The 17010-nt window shown below is 27.3% G+C and carries 17 protein-coding genes; 14 read left to right on the top strand and 3 right to left on the bottom strand.

Annotation, left to right across the window (positions count from 1 at the left end):
• The first annotated feature begins 35 nt into the window (after positions 1 to 35).
• From E5347_RS07475 to E5347_RS07505, 7 genes are all read left to right on the top strand, one after another.
• Positions 36 to 1205, top strand: coding sequence for an alanyl-tRNA editing protein (locus tag E5347_RS07475; protein ID WP_136006030.1), 1170 nt, complete (start codon positions 36 to 38; stop codon positions 1203 to 1205).
• Positions 1206 to 1522: 317 nt separating this feature from the next.
• A complete protein-coding gene (locus E5347_RS07480; RefSeq protein ID WP_136006032.1) occupies positions 1523 to 2209 on the top strand; it encodes an N-acetylmuramoyl-L-alanine amidase in 687 nt (228 codons plus the stop codon).
• A 233-nt stretch (positions 2210 to 2442) separates the two neighbouring features.
• Positions 2443 to 2961 (top strand): RNA polymerase sigma factor, encoded by a 519-nt coding sequence (locus E5347_RS07485; RefSeq protein WP_136006034.1) that lies wholly within the window; start codon positions 2443 to 2445, stop codon positions 2959 to 2961.
• Positions 2962 to 2963: 2 nt separating this feature from the next.
• Complete coding sequence (locus tag E5347_RS07490; protein WP_136006036.1) at positions 2964 to 3644, top strand: DUF4179 domain-containing protein; 681 nt, start codon at positions 2964 to 2966, stop codon at positions 3642 to 3644.
• A 165-nt stretch (positions 3645 to 3809) separates the two neighbouring features.
• Positions 3810 to 4547 carry a peptidase MA family metallohydrolase gene (locus tag E5347_RS07495; protein ID WP_136006038.1) on the top strand — a complete coding sequence of 246 codons (738 nt, stop codon included), beginning with the start codon at positions 3810 to 3812 and terminating at the stop codon, positions 4545 to 4547.
• Positions 4548 to 4664: 117 nt separating this feature from the next.
• Positions 4665 to 5201 carry a hypothetical protein gene (locus E5347_RS07500; protein WP_136006040.1) on the top strand — a complete coding sequence of 179 codons (537 nt, stop codon included), beginning with the start codon at positions 4665 to 4667 and terminating at the stop codon, positions 5199 to 5201.
• 496 nt (positions 5202 to 5697) lie between these two features.
• On the top strand, positions 5698 to 6228 hold the full coding sequence (locus E5347_RS07505) for a helix-turn-helix domain-containing protein (RefSeq protein WP_136006042.1): 531 nt from the start codon (positions 5698 to 5700) through the stop codon (positions 6226 to 6228).
• A 258-nt stretch (positions 6229 to 6486) separates the two neighbouring features.
• Here E5347_RS07505 and E5347_RS07510 read toward each other — a convergent pair whose 3' ends face one another.
• Positions 6487 to 6909, bottom strand: a complete 423-nt coding sequence (locus E5347_RS07510) for a hypothetical protein (RefSeq protein WP_136006045.1) — start codon at positions 6907 to 6909, stop codon at positions 6487 to 6489.
• 253 nt (positions 6910 to 7162) lie between these two features.
• Between E5347_RS07510 and E5347_RS07515 the strand changes: the two genes are divergently transcribed.
• The gene (locus E5347_RS07515) at positions 7163 to 7540 is read left to right on the top strand and encodes an HsmA family protein (protein WP_136006047.1); all 378 of its coding nucleotides are present in this window, start codon (positions 7163 to 7165) and stop codon (positions 7538 to 7540) included.
• Between the two features lie 393 nt (positions 7541 to 7933).
• Here E5347_RS07515 and E5347_RS07520 read toward each other — a convergent pair whose 3' ends face one another.
• Complete coding sequence (locus E5347_RS07520; protein ID WP_136006049.1) at positions 7934 to 9667, bottom strand: ATP-dependent metallopeptidase FtsH/Yme1/Tma family protein; 1734 nt, start codon at positions 9665 to 9667, stop codon at positions 7934 to 7936.
• A 314-nt stretch (positions 9668 to 9981) separates the two neighbouring features.
• Between E5347_RS07520 and E5347_RS07525 the strand changes: the two genes are divergently transcribed.
• Genes E5347_RS07525 through E5347_RS07535 form a run of 3 tightly spaced genes read left to right on the top strand, consistent with a single transcriptional unit; the run spans position 9982 to position 12383 of the window.
• Positions 9982 to 10404, top strand: coding sequence for a hypothetical protein (locus tag E5347_RS07525; protein WP_136006051.1), 423 nt, complete (start codon positions 9982 to 9984; stop codon positions 10402 to 10404).
• Between the two features lie 23 nt (positions 10405 to 10427).
• Positions 10428 to 11387, top strand: coding sequence for a YkvA family protein (locus tag E5347_RS07530; protein WP_136006053.1), 960 nt, complete (start codon positions 10428 to 10430; stop codon positions 11385 to 11387).
• 21 nt (positions 11388 to 11408) lie between these two features.
• Complete coding sequence (locus tag E5347_RS07535; RefSeq protein WP_136006055.1) at positions 11409 to 12383, top strand: viroplasmin family protein; 975 nt, start codon at positions 11409 to 11411, stop codon at positions 12381 to 12383.
• Between the two features lie 147 nt (positions 12384 to 12530).
• Here the strand turns inward: E5347_RS07535 and E5347_RS07540 are convergent, their stop codons facing one another.
• The gene (locus E5347_RS07540) at positions 12531 to 12992 is read right to left on the bottom strand and encodes a GyrI-like domain-containing protein (RefSeq protein ID WP_243109754.1); all 462 of its coding nucleotides are present in this window, start codon (positions 12990 to 12992) and stop codon (positions 12531 to 12533) included.
• Between the two features lie 627 nt (positions 12993 to 13619).
• Here E5347_RS07540 and E5347_RS07545 point away from each other — a divergent pair.
• From E5347_RS07545 to E5347_RS07555, 3 genes are all read left to right on the top strand, one after another.
• Positions 13620 to 13793 (top strand): YtxH domain-containing protein, encoded by a 174-nt coding sequence (locus tag E5347_RS07545; RefSeq protein ID WP_136006056.1) that lies wholly within the window; start codon positions 13620 to 13622, stop codon positions 13791 to 13793.
• Positions 13794 to 14111: 318 nt separating this feature from the next.
• Positions 14112 to 15413 carry a helix-turn-helix domain-containing protein gene (locus tag E5347_RS07550; RefSeq protein WP_136006058.1) on the top strand — a complete coding sequence of 434 codons (1302 nt, stop codon included), beginning with the start codon at positions 14112 to 14114 and terminating at the stop codon, positions 15411 to 15413.
• Positions 15414 to 15430: 17 nt separating this feature from the next.
• The gene (locus E5347_RS07555; protein WP_136006059.1) at positions 15431 to 16690 is read left to right on the top strand and encodes a helix-turn-helix domain-containing protein; all 1260 of its coding nucleotides are present in this window, start codon (positions 15431 to 15433) and stop codon (positions 16688 to 16690) included.
• Positions 16691 to 17010: the final 320 nt, after the last annotated feature.

The raw sequence follows: 17010 nt of genomic DNA on the forward strand, positions 1-17010 counted from the left end.
TTAGAGAAGGATTTGTAGGAAGTAGGTAATTATTTGTGGATAAAATTTTTTATAAAAATCAATATATAAAAGAATTTAAATCTAAAGTAATAGAGGTAAAAATTAAAGATAACAAATATCATATTGTATTAGATAAGACTGCCTTTTTCCCAGGGGGAGGAGGTCAACAATATGATCTTGGAGAAATAGATGGAAAAGTAATAGAAAATATATATGAGAAAAATAAGAAAATATACCATGTACTAAGTGAAGAAGTTAAAGTAGAAAGCATTGTACATTGCACTATAGATTGGGATAGAAGAGAAGATGGAATGCATCAGCATTTAGGGCAGCATATTCTTTCAGGATGTTTTTTCAAGCTTTTTAATGCAAATACAGTTAGTATTCATTTAGGAAAAGAAATAAGCACTGTAGATATTATTGGGCATCTTAGTGAAAATCAAGTAAGAGAAGCAGAAGCCTTAGCCAATAAAATAATAAGAAATAATGTAACAGTAGATTTTCTAACTCCTAATAAGGAAGAACTTGAAAGCTTAAATTTAAGAAGAGATCTACCTAATACTGATGAAGAAATAAGGGTAGTCAAAATAGGAGATTTAGATATAAATGCATGCTGTGGAGTTCATCCTAGTAAAACCTTAGATTTAAGAATGATAAAGATAAAAAAGTTTGAAAAGAATAAAGGTAATACTAGAATAGAATTTTTAGCAGGAAAAAGAGCAATAGAGGATTCCTTAAATAAGGATAAGATCTTAAGAGAAATATGTAATTATTTAAGTAGTAATGAAGATGAAATTTTTAATGGTATTAAAAATATGGAGTCAGAATTAGAGGCTTTAAAGATTACAAAAAAGAAGATGGAAGATGAACTATTAAATTATGAGTATCTAAAAGTTCTTGAAGAAATAAAATTAGGAAATAATACTGTAGTTAAAAAGGTATTTAAAGATAAACCTAAGAATTACTTAGGGAAGTTGGCTAATAGGCTAGTTGAAGATAATAATATAGTATGTTTATTTGCTAATATATTAGATGGAAAAGCAGAAGTTATATTTGCTTCATCTAAAAGTAATGATGATTTAGATATGGGGAAATTATTAAAAGAACATATTTCTAAGATAAATGGAAAGGGCGGAGGAAGAAAAAACTTTGCTCAAGGTGTAGGGGAGAATATAAATGTAGAAGAATTTTTAAATAATATATAAGTTGTAATAAAGTTTCTAGATTTTATTAAGATATTTCATTCTTAAAATATTAGGGTTATGAAATTATCTAAACAACTTATATCTAAATTAAACTATATGTATTCGATTTAGATAATTAAATCAAATATTAATTTTCGCTATAATTTTATAAGAATATAGAGTTATATTATTAATTGAAACATATATATAAATCTTTAATTTTGTCAAAAACCTAGATAAAAGTATTAAATTTGTAACCAAGTTTTATATGGAGAAGTATACTAATATATATAATAATACAATATTTATATTTTTATAAATAATAGGAGGGAAGGCTTTTGGCAAAATGGGTACTAGATGCAGGACATGGTGGTAATGACCCAGGAGCAATTGGGAAACATGGAAGAAGAGAAGCTGACATAGTATTGGAAGCTGTTTATGAAGCTATGAGATTATTAGAGAGAAATGGCGAAGATGTATTGCTTACTAGGGCGTCAGATATTAGCTTAGAACCTAAAGAAAGGGCTTATATAGCGAATAATTGGAATGCAGATTATTTTGTTAGCTTTCATATGAACTCCTTTGTAGATAATTCTGTAAGTGGAACTGAATTAGTAATATTCCAAAAAGGTGATAAATCAGAAGAATTAGCAAGGTTTTTAAAGGATGAACTACTTGCAAATTTAAAATCTAACAATAGGGGGATAAAGGAAGCTAGTTATACTGTTTTAAGAGAAACTAAAATGCCAGCAGTTATTGTTGAAGCTGAATTTATTTCAAATGAAGACATAGAAAAGAACTTTAGTGGGATTAAATACGGGTACATGGTAGCCAAAGCTTGTTTAGCTATGGTTAATAAGGTTTTGATAGATACTCCAATAGCAAAACCAAAGACACCTGCAAGAGAAGGCTGGAGACTTTGCATTGGATATTATAAAAAATATGAAGAAGCGGAAGATGAAGTAATAAAACTTCAAAATCAAGGATTTAAAGATGTTTATGTTGTTCCATATCCAGAAGAATGAATAGAAATGAAAAAATTAAAGAATGAAGAAATGAAAAATTAAGAAATTCAGCTTATGCTGGATTTCTTTTTTTATAGAATCATTATTTTGCAATGAATTGGAAGTACTATAAATAAGTAGTAAAATAATAAAAATAGGATTCTATTTTTATTTAGAAAATATTAAGAATATATGTGAACTTTTTACCATAATTGTATATCTAATAAGTAAGAATAGATAAGGGGGGCAAGTAGATGTTTGAGGCGGATAAATTAGATTTAGTGTATAAGGCTAAGAAGGGAAATGGAAAAGCCTTTACTAAATTAATAGAAGAAAATATTAAAAGTATATATAGAGTAGCAAAAGGTATTTTAAGTAGTGAAGATGATATAGAAGATGCAATACAAAATACTATTTTAAAGGCATATTCCAATATTAAGACTTTGAGAAAAGAGGAACTATTTAAAACTTGGCTTATAAAGATTCTTATAAATGAATGTAATAAAATTTATAACTTTAATAAGAAGTGTATAAGTCTAGATAAGGTTATAGAAGAGCAATACAATGATAAATATGAAAATTTAGATTTGAAAATTGCTGTAGATTCATTGCCAGAGGAGTTAAGACTAGTTATAGTATTATTTTATTTTGAAGATTTAAAGATAAGTGAAGTTTCAGAGATTATTGGGATTCCAGAGGGAACTGTTAAATCAAGGCTATCTAGGGCAAAAACTAAAATTTCTGAAAGTATAAATGGAAAGGAGATAATGTAATTATGGATTTAGATAAAAGCTTAAAGAATATGTATAGTGAAGATGATATTAAGATACCAAATTCATTAAGAGAAAAAGTTGATAAGGTATATAAGGACATAGAATCCAATAGTAAGAAAAAGGTTAGAAAAAATATATTGAAAGCTGCTGGATTAGTTTTTGCATTATTGATAGGAACTAATTTTGTTAAGCCTTCCATTGCAGAAGAAATACCTATAGTTGGTCCAGTACTTAAAGTATTAAATAACAAATGGGGATTAGGAATTAAATATACAGAGAATGGCTTAGTAGTTAAAGAGAACTTTCATACAGAAAATCATATTATTAATATAGAAGCTGTAGATTTTGACGGAGATAATTTATTAGTGGTATACAAAATTGAAAGTAAAATTAAGCTTAATAATCCAACTATATATGGTTTTACTATAGATATAAGTGGAGAAGATTTTAATGTTGAAGAAGGAACAGGATTAGATACAGGTGGTCCAGATGAAGACGGTATATACTATGGATATTCAGTAAGACAATTGAAATTTGAGAAAGGTGTAAATAATAAGGAAGAATTAACTGTAAATATATCTCCAAGGGAAATAATAAATTTTATAGGTGATGAAGATGTTAGAGAAGAAATTAAGGATTCTAGAGAAATAAAGCTAACAATAAAAAATAAAAATTTTAGGTAGACTATTAAAATAGATAAATCTAAATAATATGAAATTCGGCTTTTGCTGGATTTCTTTTTATGTAAGATTGTAATTTATGAATAATATCCTCATTACATTAATATTGGATTAAATATAAATAAATGGTAAAATATTAATAAAATAATAGAGCTTGGGGGAAGGTTTATGAGGAGAAAATCTTTAATTATCTTAAGTGTAATGTGCATTCTTTTTGTTGGATGTGGTGAAAAGACGGATACTATAAAATTAAGAAAAGAAAGTGAACATTTTAAGTATAGCTCTACTAAAAGTGACAAAGAAGCTTTAGATGATTTAGAAGAGAATTTGGAAAGTAATTATGATAGGATAGCTAAAAATTTAAAGGTTACTTTAGATGAAAAGATAGATGTATCTATTTATCCAAATATTAATGAGTTTCATAAAGCTATTGGAATGGAAGATGCTGAAGATTGGCTTGTTGGGGTTGCGAGAAATGGAGAAATACTTATGGTATCACCATTGAACCCAGGATCTGTTCATACATATGATTCGTTAATGAGTGTTATTGTTCATGAATATACACATATATTAGTTAACAATATAAATGTAAATACAGATATTTATTTAAATGAAGGAATTGCAGTAGTTGAAGCTAATCAGGTAGATGATAATACTAAATATTACTTAAGAGAAAGTGCAAGGTTAGATAAATTACCATCAATAGATGAAATGAAAAATAAATATAGTGGATTAGAACAGCCTTATTTTCTTTCAGGTGGATTTGTAGATTTTATTATTAGTGATTATGGATATGATGGGATAATTGATTTAATAAAAAATCCTGATGATTTAGAGAAAATTACAGGTAGTACTAAAGAAGAGCTTGAAAAGAATTGGAAGGAATATATACTTAGCACTTATTAAGAATGCTAACATATTAAGGGTGGTAAAATTAATTACTAGCTAAGATATGATTTTAGGCTAATAGAATATTAAATAAACTACTATATAAAACTATGTTAAGTAAGAAGGGATTTAGATATGAAAAAGTTAGCAGTAATGTTTCCAGGAATGAATTATAATAGTGATAAACCACTTTTATACTATACAAAGAAGATATTAAGTAAAGAGAATTATGATATTGTAAGTATTGCTTATGGGGAATTGCCTAAAGAAAAACAACCAGCCTTTGATATTGCCATAAAGAAAGCAGAGGAAGTAACTAAGGATATAAATTGGTCTAATTATGATACTATATTATTTGTATCTAAAAGTATTGGAACTATATTAGCAGGTATAATAGCTGCTAATTTACCTAAGAATATTAAACATATTTATCTTACACCAGTTAATGAAACATTAGAGTTTATGAAAGGTGATATAGTAGTTTTCTCAGGTAAAGAAGATCCAATGATTAATACTAAAGACTTAGTGGCAGAATACAAGAATAAAGAAATAGAACTGTATTTATATGATGATTGCAATCATTCTATGGAAACAGGAGATGTTAATAAGGATATTAAAATACTTTCAGATATAACTGAAAAATGTCAAAAGCATATAAAGAACATAAAGTAATTAATCTAATTATTTATTCATGATGAATAAGGGATTTGCTAAGAAATAATATTTCGCAAAAAGAAGAATTATATTATAAAGTATTAAATGGTTGTCTAAAGATAGCCATTTTTATTTTTCTAAAATTATAATGTTTATTCTGTAAATAATTTTTGAAATCTACTTGTATCTTTTGTTTTTTTCAGTGATCATATATAAGCTTTCTATAAGGTAGAGTAAGTTAGATGAAGAAAAAAACTTCTATAGTTTTACTATATATATTTACAAAATGTTACTAAAGATGTATAATTTTATTAGTAAAAAATATTTTAGTAATAAATAAATTGTTATTAATAAAGTGATTCTTAGCTTCAGGTGGAGTTTTCTTAACAGGAATACCCTCATCCACCTGAAGGTTAGAAGAACTAATCCAGGCGCGTGGCAGTGCTTAGCTCCCACTTGTAGAAGTGGGAGTGTTAGCAATGGTAGCGCTCGGATAAAATTAGGAGGTATTGAGATGAATTATCTAGATTTATATTTACAAAGAAACGGTATTAAGAGGTATGATGTCTATAAAGCAACAGGAGTAAGCCAGCAACTATTATCTACTCATACAAGTAAAAGTATAGAAAAGTATTCTAATAAAGTAGTTATGGCTTTAGCAGAGGCTTTAAATAAGACACCAGGAACTGTATTAGATGAACTTCTAGCACTGCAAAAAGAAAATCCAGCTTTTGAAGCGTATAATCCAGCTGAGTTATTACAAGGACTAGAATTCAAGTATGATAGGATAATTATAAAAGGAGCTTACTGCTCAGAAGTTTATAAAATAATGAAGGGGCAACTATCTGAAACTGAAAGTATGGGATTTGAATTAGGAAGTGCAGGGGTTGCTACAGTACTTGCATATGCAATTAATGCAGCTAGGGATCTTTTTAGTAATTCTGATAAGGTAAGTAGAGATATAGAAAGAAAAATAGTATCCTACAAATTAGAAAGTGCCTCAGAAGAAAATGTAACTATAAGATTAAAACAACTAGATTATTAGTTTAAAATTGAGCAGGAGTTTTTACATATTATGCTCGGCCGACCTCGCAGGCTCCAAGTCGGCTTACGCACAATATGTTAAAAACTCCTTAAATAATTTAATCTTGTGGATGCAAAGTTACTAAAGGAAGAAATTCAGGTGAGCTGAATTTCAATAATTATTGCTGATTGCGTGGTGAGTCAAAATATAACGTAATTATAAACTCACTATATAGATACATTAAATAATGATATTTGCCTTTATATGCGCATTTTAATTCTAATGCGCATATCTAACAAAGTTAATTCTTAAATAGTTAGATATAAACTTAAGTCCAGAGAATAGTAGTGCTGAACCTAAACCAGTATAGAAAAATGCAATAAATGATTCAGGTGCTAAATTATTTACACGTACAATTATTCCAAATGACATCATAAATGCCATAATTGCAAAAGACTTTATATCAAAAAATTTCCAAAACCATTGTTTATCATTTCTGTATTCTGTAATTCTTTTAGTATGTTTTTCTACCATATTTCCAAAAATCTTATTCTTAAATAGTAAAAATATTGTTACTGATAATGCAACAAGTATTATTGATACATTTTCTTTATATGCTTGATATCCAATATTCAGTACATTATATCCAGCGATGCTCCAAACAAGTCCAGCTAAAAATAATAATGAATTCTTTTTTATCATTTTAATCAACCTTCTTTTATATAAAATTTATTTCTCTTTTTTATAGTAAAACTTATAAATAGTTTTATAGTTGTTTTTATGAACTATGTTCATTATAAAACTATTTATTTTATTTGTCAACGGATATGCACATACTAAAGATGAAATAAATTCATTGACAATATTAATATTTAAAACTATAATGAACATTGTTCACAAAAACTTATTGGGGTAAACTTTTGTGAAATTATATTTTATATTTAGGAGGTATAATATGGATATTAAATTAATTATGGCTATTATAACAATAACACTAGCTCTTATTTTTTATACTATAGGGGTGTTTTCAGAACGTAAGAGTGGTACATTAAAAAAGTTTCATGTAATAATTTTTTGGATTGGATTATTATTTGATACAACTGGAACTACAATAATGTCAATAATATCTAATGGGGGAAGCTTATTTAGTCTTCATGGAATTACAGGAGCATTAGCAATTATATTAATGTTATTCCATGCAGTATGGGCAACTATAGTATTTATTAGAAAAGATAAAGAGAAGCTAGAGAGCTTCCATAAATTTAGCATTGTAGTATGGTTAGTATGGCTAGTTCCATATATATTAGGAATGATAATAGGAATGTCACAATAGTTTTAAAATGCGAATATAACTGCAAAGATAAATAGAATATGCTCCATAAGACGAATGACTGCAAAAAGAAGTTCTAGGCTCGTAAAAACTGCTAGACCAAGAGTTTTGGTAGAACTCGCATACGCTCAGACAAACCAACAACTCTAAGGCCTAGCAGCTTCTACTTCACCAAGAACTTCTAGATTTTCGCCATATGCTTATTTTACATATTATATTTATCATTGCTAGTAATTCGATAATTAAAATTAATAAATGAAAAAATGAAGGAAGAGGTTTTGCTATGCAAAACCTCCTTTGTTTTAAAGATGACATTAAAAAATCTTTACAGATTTTTATATGCATTCTTTCATTTTTTAATTTTTTCATTCTTCCATTAATAAAATGCCTAATATCTTATGATAATTCTCTGATGTCTTCTTCAGTTAGTGTTTCTTTGTCCATAAGTTCCATAGCCATTTTATCTAATAAGTCTTTACTATCTTTTAAAGTATTTAATGTTTCTTCATAAAGGGAATTAACTAACTCCCTACATTCTTCCACTACAGGGTTTCCATAACTATTTGAAAGTTGTCCTAAACCTGATAGTTTTAATAGGCCAAGGGTATTTCCCATACCATATTCTGATATTATAGCCATTGCTATTTCTGTTGTTTGCTTTAAGTCACCTTCGGCTCCAGTTGAAATCTTATCTTTTCCGAAGATTAATTCCTCAGCAGCTCTTCCACCTAGCAATACCATAATTCTATTTTTAAGATAATCTAATCTTTGGTATGAACTATCTTTAGGTATAGTTAATGTATAGCCTCCAGCTCCTTTAGTAGTTGGAATAATTGTGATTTTTGAAACCTTATCTTCAGGTGTTTTAATTAATGAAATAACAGCATGTCCAGCTTCGTGGTATGATGTTAATAGTCTATCCTCTTCTAAGTAATGACCTCTTTCTTTTTTTTCATATCCTGCAAGAACTATTGAAAAAGCTTTATCAATATGTTCTTGAATTAAATATGATGAATTTTCTTTAGCAGCTATAATAGCAGCTTCATTTATTAAGTTTTCAAGCTTGGCTCCTGAGAAATAAGCAGTTTTTTTAGCAACATCATTGATGTTTATATTGTTATGAGGCTTATTATTTAAATGTAAAGAAATTATTTTTTCTCTGGCACAAAGGTCAGGTAAAGATACCTCTATATGTCTATCGAATCTACCAGGTCTTAATAATGCTGGATCAAGAGTATCTAATCTATTAGTTGCAGCAATTACTACTATGCCTTCTTTTTCACCAAAGCCTGACATTTCAGTTAAAAGTGCATTTAAGGTTTGATCTCTTTCATCATTAGAAGTAGCAGCGCCAGAGCCACCTCTTTTCTTACCAATAGCATCTATTTCATCTATGAAAATAACAGCTTTTCCATGAGACTTTGCTTTTTTAAATAAGTTCCTTATCCTTGCAGCTCCAACCCCTACATACACTTGTACAAAATCTGATCCACTTAATGCATAAAAAGGTACCTTAGCTTCACCAGCAACAGCTTTTGCAAGAAGTGTTTTACCTGTACCTGGAGATCCATAAAGAATAACTCCCTTTGGCATCCTAGCACCGTACTCTTTATATTTTTCAGGTTTTTTTAGAAAATCTACTATATCCATAAGACTTTCTTTTGCTTCTTCATTACCTGCAACTGAATTAAAGTTTAATGCATTTTTATCTTCAGAAAAATCTTTAACATCTAAATTAGTGATTTTAGAAGTACCTAAGCTTTTTTTACTAAGTTGTATAAAAACAATAGAGATTATAGAAGATAATAGAATTAGTGAAATTATAGTTTTAGATGGACTAGCTATATTTTCATCTAAAACTTCTATATTATGTTTTAACAACTCCTCTTTTAAAGTAGGACTATTTGGATTAGTAGTTGAATACTTACTTCCGTCCTTTAAGAATATAGTCAAGCTATTATTATCAAATATTACCTTAGATACAGAATTATCAGTTATATCTTGCAGAAAGTATGAATATTGTTTATTGTAGTTAGCCTTTGAACCAAAACTTAAGTATCCTAAAGCTAATATTGAAATAATAGCAGTTATTATTGGAATAAAAATAATATTTTTCTTTAGTTTGTTCATTATTACCTCCTAAATAGAAGATGATTTATCATAAGTATTTTAACATTTTAAAATTTAAAGTCCATTTAACTTCATAGTATTTACCAATGTAAGTGTTGGTAGAGCTTACAATATTAAAAGATATCTTTCAATATTTATGCAAATAGAGTATACTTTAATTTAAATAGCTGACTACTTAGACCAATAAATATGATTTCAATATAGATAATTTACTTAATAAGTATTTTTAATCTATAACTTTATAGGACTATAGATGTAGATTATTTATTGAAGCATATAGTTTATTAGTAATAATATAAGGAGATGTAATATAATTGTATAACTCAACTATACTATCATCTAAGGATATTACTGAAATAATTAATCTAAAGGGTAGAGAAAAAGGAATAGAGGTAACCCATATAGAAATTGATAATGGGATAATTTTTTCAGGTAGGCTATTTAGTAAAATAAATAGTAATTTTAGTGGATTTGTTTATATAAAAGAGGTTTATAATAACCAAATTATACTGGAGACGAAGAATTTAAATATATCTAAGTTAGGAAAGCTAAAGGGAGCTAGTGTAATTCTATTAAAATCTATTTTAAAATTTCTAGGAGAAGACTATATAAATATTAGTGGAAATAATATTATAATTAAATTAGATAAATATGATGGAGAAATAAAAGACGTATATATTAAGGACAAGCTTCTTTATATAATTGGTACAAATTTAGATATGTATTTAGATGCATAATTAACAAAATAAGGGAGGTAAATATGAATATTTCAAGCGTAAAGGTTTCTTTAACAGGAGAAGATTTGCTAAGCATTTTTAATGAATTTGTAAAGGTAGAAGGTCTTACTTTAACTAAGGTAGATGTAGATGAAGAAATAAAGTTTTATGGTAGCTTTAGTAAAGGAATAACTTTAGATTTTGTAGCAGGTGTAAGGCTTGCAAGAATTGAAAATGGAATTATACATGGTGAAGTTTCATCATTTAAAATAGCTAAAATTAAGATATTCTCATTAATGAGAAAGGCTGCTTTAAAGTTTGCTTTAAAAGAATTATCTGATATGGGAATAAGCTATGATTCTGGTAAGGTAGTTATTAATTTAAAAGTTTTACTAAAGGATGTTCCATATGTAGATTTAAATATTTCAGATATATATACTAGACAAGAGCTTTTAAATATAGAAGTATCAGATATTAATATCTCTCTTTTAGGTACTTTAATAAAAGAACAGCCTGCAGAAGAAGCTGAAGAGGAAGAAGATACAGAAGAGGATTTTTCTGATATTGAAAAAGTAAGAGACTACTATAGTGTAGGGAGAGATTATTTAGAAGAAAAATTACCACAGAAAGTTAAAACTTTTAGTGATTATGTATTTATAATTCCAGATATGGCAGCTCTTTTATTTAGATTGTTAAAAGATAAAAGAGTTCCTATGAAGACTAAAATTATTATTTCTGCGGCTATTGCATATATAGGATTCCCAACGGATATAATACCAGATAGCATTCCCTTCATTGGGAAGGTAGATGAGATAGCTGTTGCTTTCTTTGCTTTAGAAAGAATTATTGCTGATGTTCCTACTAGAATTATATTAGAAAACTGGGAAGGTAAGAATAACATAGTATTTGTTATTAGCAATATTATTGAGTATGTTATTAACTTTACTGGAGCGAAAAATGTAGAAAAAGTATATAACTTTATAGAAGAAGTAATGGCATTATAATCTTAAAATTAGGAGAAAAGTATGGCAAGTAAATATTACGCAATTAAAGAAGGATATGATTTTTCACTTAATAAGAAGGTGGAAAATAAAATAGTAAATACATGGGCAGAATGCCAAAAGTATATTAAGGGAGTAAAGGGAGCTAAGTATAAGAGCTTTACTAGCGAAACTGAAGCAAAAAGCTTTTTATTTGAAGGAAGTGGAATGCTTAAAAAAGGTGTGGACAATTATCCAATGGATTGTCTACATATATATGTTGATGGTAGCTATAATATTAGTACTGAAAAGTATTCTTATGCTTTAGTTGCAGTTAAAAACAATATACTTGAATATGTAGAAAGTGGATCATCACAAAGTAATAGTGATAGAAATATTAGGCAAATAGCTGGTGAGTTAGAAGCTGCAGTTAGAGGACTTGAGTATGCTATAGAGAAAAGGGAAGAGAGAGTAGTAATCTTCCATGACTATGAAGGTATTGCTCATCATGCTACTGGATTTTGGAATAGAAATGAAGAGTCATCTGTAAAATATCATAATAAGATGAATAGTTTAATGAATAAAGGAACTGAAGTTATATTTGTTAAGGTAGATAGTCATACTGGTGATTTATTTAATGAAGTAGCAGATGAAAAATGTAAGGAAGAGCTATCTATAGCATCTGAAAATATATTTTATTCATATTTAAGAGAGAATACAATAACAGTAGTTAACGCTGAAGTAAAAAGTAAACTTAAAACCCTAGCTAAGGATAGAATAGAAAATATTATTACCTTAGATGGAAGTTTAGTTCAGGAAAAAGAATCTTTAAATAGTGAAGTTATTGATAATAACACTATTAAAGAAGATATAAATAAAGTAATTGCTACTAACGAATACGAAGATGTTTTATATAAAGATTTAGCATTTTATTTAAGAAAATTGCCATTAGAAAAGCAAAAAGATGTACTTAACTATGCAGAATATTTATATAATAAGGAAAGAAAATTAAATAAGTAAAATTTAAATACTACTCTATATTTAATAATGATGTTGAAAAATAATATATTTAAAAAGGACCAAAATATTTTGGCCCTTTTAGTTTGTAATAATTTAATATTGCTTATCACACAATTACTTCGCTTAATTCTTATTAGGCACAGAACATTACTTTTTATTAACTGGTATCCATATTTCGCTTTTGTAATCAGGCGAACTCAAATTACCATTTGAATACCATTCTACTTCTGGCGCTTCTGCATGCTCATAACCAGATGTAGGAAACCATTCGGAAAAAATTCGCCACCATATTTCTGCCATTGCAGTAGGCATAGGGCCGATTATCTCAAATATTGCCCATGTAAGAGATGGTATTTCAAGCTTGCACAAAGTTTTTGGGAAATCTTTTTCAGTTATCGCGGCAATATAGTAATCAGTTGTATTATCTTCATACATTCCACTGTATACGCCTACTAACCCGTTTCCAAGTCCAGCAATTTGTGAAATAGTTTCTTGTGGGGTATTGGTCCACATTTTTCCAACATTTTCACCCAAACCATCAATATGTGAAAACCTCTGTTTTACACCTACAACGGTAAATGAATTTTTTTGCTCAATTCTGTAGTTCATCTCAACCACTCCTTTTATTGATAATGAGAACGTTACACGAAGATACGCTTTTAGCGATATGCCTTTTTCTCTTGCTTTTGAGGGTGTAACTTCATGCATTGCTATAAATGCACGAGAAAACGAGTCAGGTGAATTATAACCATACTTCAAAGCAAGATTTATAATATAGTTTTTTTACTAATACCCCATAATATTTGTAAGAATTTGTAGGTTGTAGTATTTAAAAGTTAATTCCGAAGATTATATATATTTGCCTCAGTTCGAACTTAAATACAATTGCGTATTATCTTCTCATCTTAATAATACACAAATAATGGTAAATATGAAACATTATTTACCAATTAAATATAAATTGCTTTTCTCCCTTTAAAATCTTTTATTTTAGTTTTGGAATAAGAACTGTGAGATTGGCATACTATACCTGAAGAAAACCTATTTTCTTTTATTTCATCTTGAATTTCATTTGTCATAGAGCCTAAAATTAACTTCTTTTCAAAACTCCAATAGGAGTTTTTTCATTAATTGTTAATCGTTAACTGTTAATTGTCAGATATCCCTTTATAGATTTGTGAATATTAGTATAGAAATTACAAATACTAAATATAAATAAAATTATGAGGTGATATTATGATGAAGGTTTTTAGAGGTATGGTAACAGGTGCTATAGTAGGTATGGCAGTTACAGCTATGATTTTACCGCAATTAGATAAGAAAACTCAAAGAAACTTAAAAAGAGTTAGTAAAAGAGTATTAAATATGGCAGAAGACGCTTGTTGTATGGTTACTGACTATATGTCTTAAAGAGAGTAGAAATTACTCTCTTTTTTATTAATAATAAATTATATAAATATGTCTAGTAATTTTAGCAATTTGATAAAATAACTTAAATAAATACCTAAATTTTAACAAAAAATAATAATAAATTTTCCAAATTATATAGTGCTTTACAAGTGTTTAATGATATAATAATAAAAAGGCGAAAAATATTATTATTTTGATGTTTCTCACTTGAATTTGACGAAAAAAATCTAAATATAAGATTTGTTAAAATAGATTATCTTACTTTTAAAATTTAGATAATAGAAATATTTATATAGTATTTAGTAAAGGAAGAGTGTTATGGAGATTCTTGCATTAGGGGAAAAAATAAAAAGAAGAAGAAAAGAATTAGATATGACTCTTAAAGATTTAGCAGGGGATAGAATTACTCCTGGACAAATTAGTTTAGTTGAGTCAGGAAGATCTAATCCTTCTATGGATCTATTAGAATATTTAGCAGCTACATTACAAACTTCAGTTGAATATTTAATGGAATCAGAAGAAACTCAAGCTGAAAAGATAAGTATATATTATGAGCAAATTGCTGAATCATATGTATTATCTGGAGATTATATAACAGGAGAAAAATACATAGAAAATGCTTTATATTATGTAGAAAAATATAACCTTGAATATAGAAAGGCTAAAATCTTATATTTAAGAGCAAAAATATATATGGCTAAAGAGGAACTTACATTAGCTCAGCAGTTTTTCTTATCTTCAAATGTAATTTTTATAAAGAATAATAATTATGAGGAAATTGTAAAAACCTTTTTAAATTTAGGTCAAATCACTCTAAAACTAAAGGCTTACCATTCTTCAAGTAGTTATTTAAGACAAGCTGAAAAGGTGTATTTAGATAATAATATTGGGAATGATCCCTTACTTGGAGAAATCTATTACTATATGGCAAAAGCTTATTTTAAAACTGAAAACATTGGAAAAGCTATAGATTATTCTTTCTTAGCAAAAAGTAAGTTTGAACAAGTCCATAATAAAGAGGAGTATGCAAAAACTCTTTTATTAATATCAGAAGAGTATAATAAAAAAGGTGATTTAACTAATGCTATAAAATACTCACAAAAGACTTTAGAAGTTTATAGAGAATTAGATGAATTAAGCAATATTTCTGAAATAGAAAATAACCTTGGAAAGTTATTCTATGAATTTGAAAATATAGAAGAATCCTTTAAACATTATGAAATATCTAAGGATATAAGAATTAGAAGAAAAGATAAGAGAGTTATAGAAACCTTAATGAACATATGTGAAAATTATATAAAACTAAAGAATATTTCAAAATGTGAAGAAGTGTTGGAAGAAATCAATTTATATATGGATGAGAACGAAATTGAAGTTATTATAGATGTTAACTTAATTTGGTATAGAGTATATACATTGAAAGAATTATCTAGAGAAGCTGAATATATCTTAATGGATACGTATAACTTAGCTAAGAAAAATGACTTATTTAAGCAAGCAGCACAGCTTTCAGTTATGTTAGGTAAGTTTTATATTGATAGAAAAAATGATGCAGAAGCAGCTAAGTATCTTGATGAAGGGGTTAATATTTTTAGGAAAATAGGAATACTTAAAAATTAATCAATTGGGGGTTTCAAATGGAGATTTTATCAACTGGAGAAAAAATTAAAAGAGCAAGGGTATATCAGGGGATAACTTTAAAAGAATTATGTGGGAATAAGGTCTCTATATCAAAGATGAGCTGTATAGAAAATGGAAAGATTAAAGCAGACAAGGAGATTTTAGAGTATATTGCTGATAAACTTTCACTTGATTATAGCTATTTAGTTAAAGATGTGGAAGAGCAAATAAATGCTAATCTTGAGCTAATAAGAAGAAATAATGTTTCTGAAAGTGATATATCTGATGTTATTGAGCATAATTTAAATTATGCTTTAGAATATTCGTATAATGGGTTGGCTTTCGAATTAATACATTTGCTTTTTAACTACTATGTAAAAGAAAATAAAGTTGAAAATATTCAACTAATAGTATCACAGTATTATGATTTGTATCAAAAGAATAATACTAAGGAAAATACTATAACTTACTATTTTGATATGGCTACCTTCTTTTATAGAATAAAAGAATATAATGAAGCTATTAATTATTATAGTAGGGCAAGAGAGCTTATTAAAGATGATGGAGATTTTGACAAAGTTAAGTATGCATATACATGCTATAGAGAAGGTAAATGTTATGAAAAGCTAGGGAATATTGAAGATTCCTATAAAGTTTTAGAAGAGGCAATGTTATTTATTGACTTTATAAATGATGAACTAGATAAAGGTGATATATACCATAGTTTTGCAAATGCATGTATTAAACTTAAGAAAAATGATATAGAAAAGTATATGGAGCTTTCTTATAAATATAAAAAAGATAATCCTATGATTTTAGCTATTTCTAAAGGGAAAAATGGTGAAAGTTACTTCTATGTTAATGAAAGAGAAAAAGCTATAAAGGAAATATTAGAAGGAATAGAGTTATTTCCAATAGATGATAAGAAGAAATATGTTAGATTTTTAAATAAGAGTATAAATACCCTGTATGAAAATGAAGAATATGATATAGCCTATGATATCACAGATAAGGCTTTAAATTCAGCAATTGATACAGATGACATACTATTAATAGAACAAGCTTATTACTTAAAGGGAATGATACTACAAAAGAAGGGTTTATATGTAGAAGCTGAAATGTATATGAACTTATCTTTAGATTCTTTATTTAAATTTGCTAATAAGGAAAAGAGATATGAAAGATATTTAGATATGGCCGAAATGTATTATAGGCTTGGTGAAGTAAAAGATTCTTTAAAATACTTTACATTAGCAATGAAGTTAGAAAAAGATTGAAGAGTATAGTAGAAGGTGTATAATTAGTTTTCCTACTAAGGAAAATTAATTATACACCTTCTGTAATTATGGGATTATTTAATTGTAATTGTATTTGAAAATTACAAGATTTGAAGTATTAATTGTTACTTAAACCTTATTAAATATTCTGATTAATATATAAAGGTTATAACAACAATTAATATATAAGTTTCAGATATTAAATATTTATATAAATAGTTTATTTTAAAATTAAATTATAAGTTAATATAATGTTTAATTGGGTGTAAAATTGATGCTATTATATTTGCTAATGAATATTTAGAAAATACGCTTGGTAC

This window comes from Clostridium sartagoforme (genome assembly GCF_004794105.1).
GTDB lineage: Bacteria > Bacillota > Clostridia > Clostridiales > Clostridiaceae > Clostridium > Clostridium sartagoforme_B.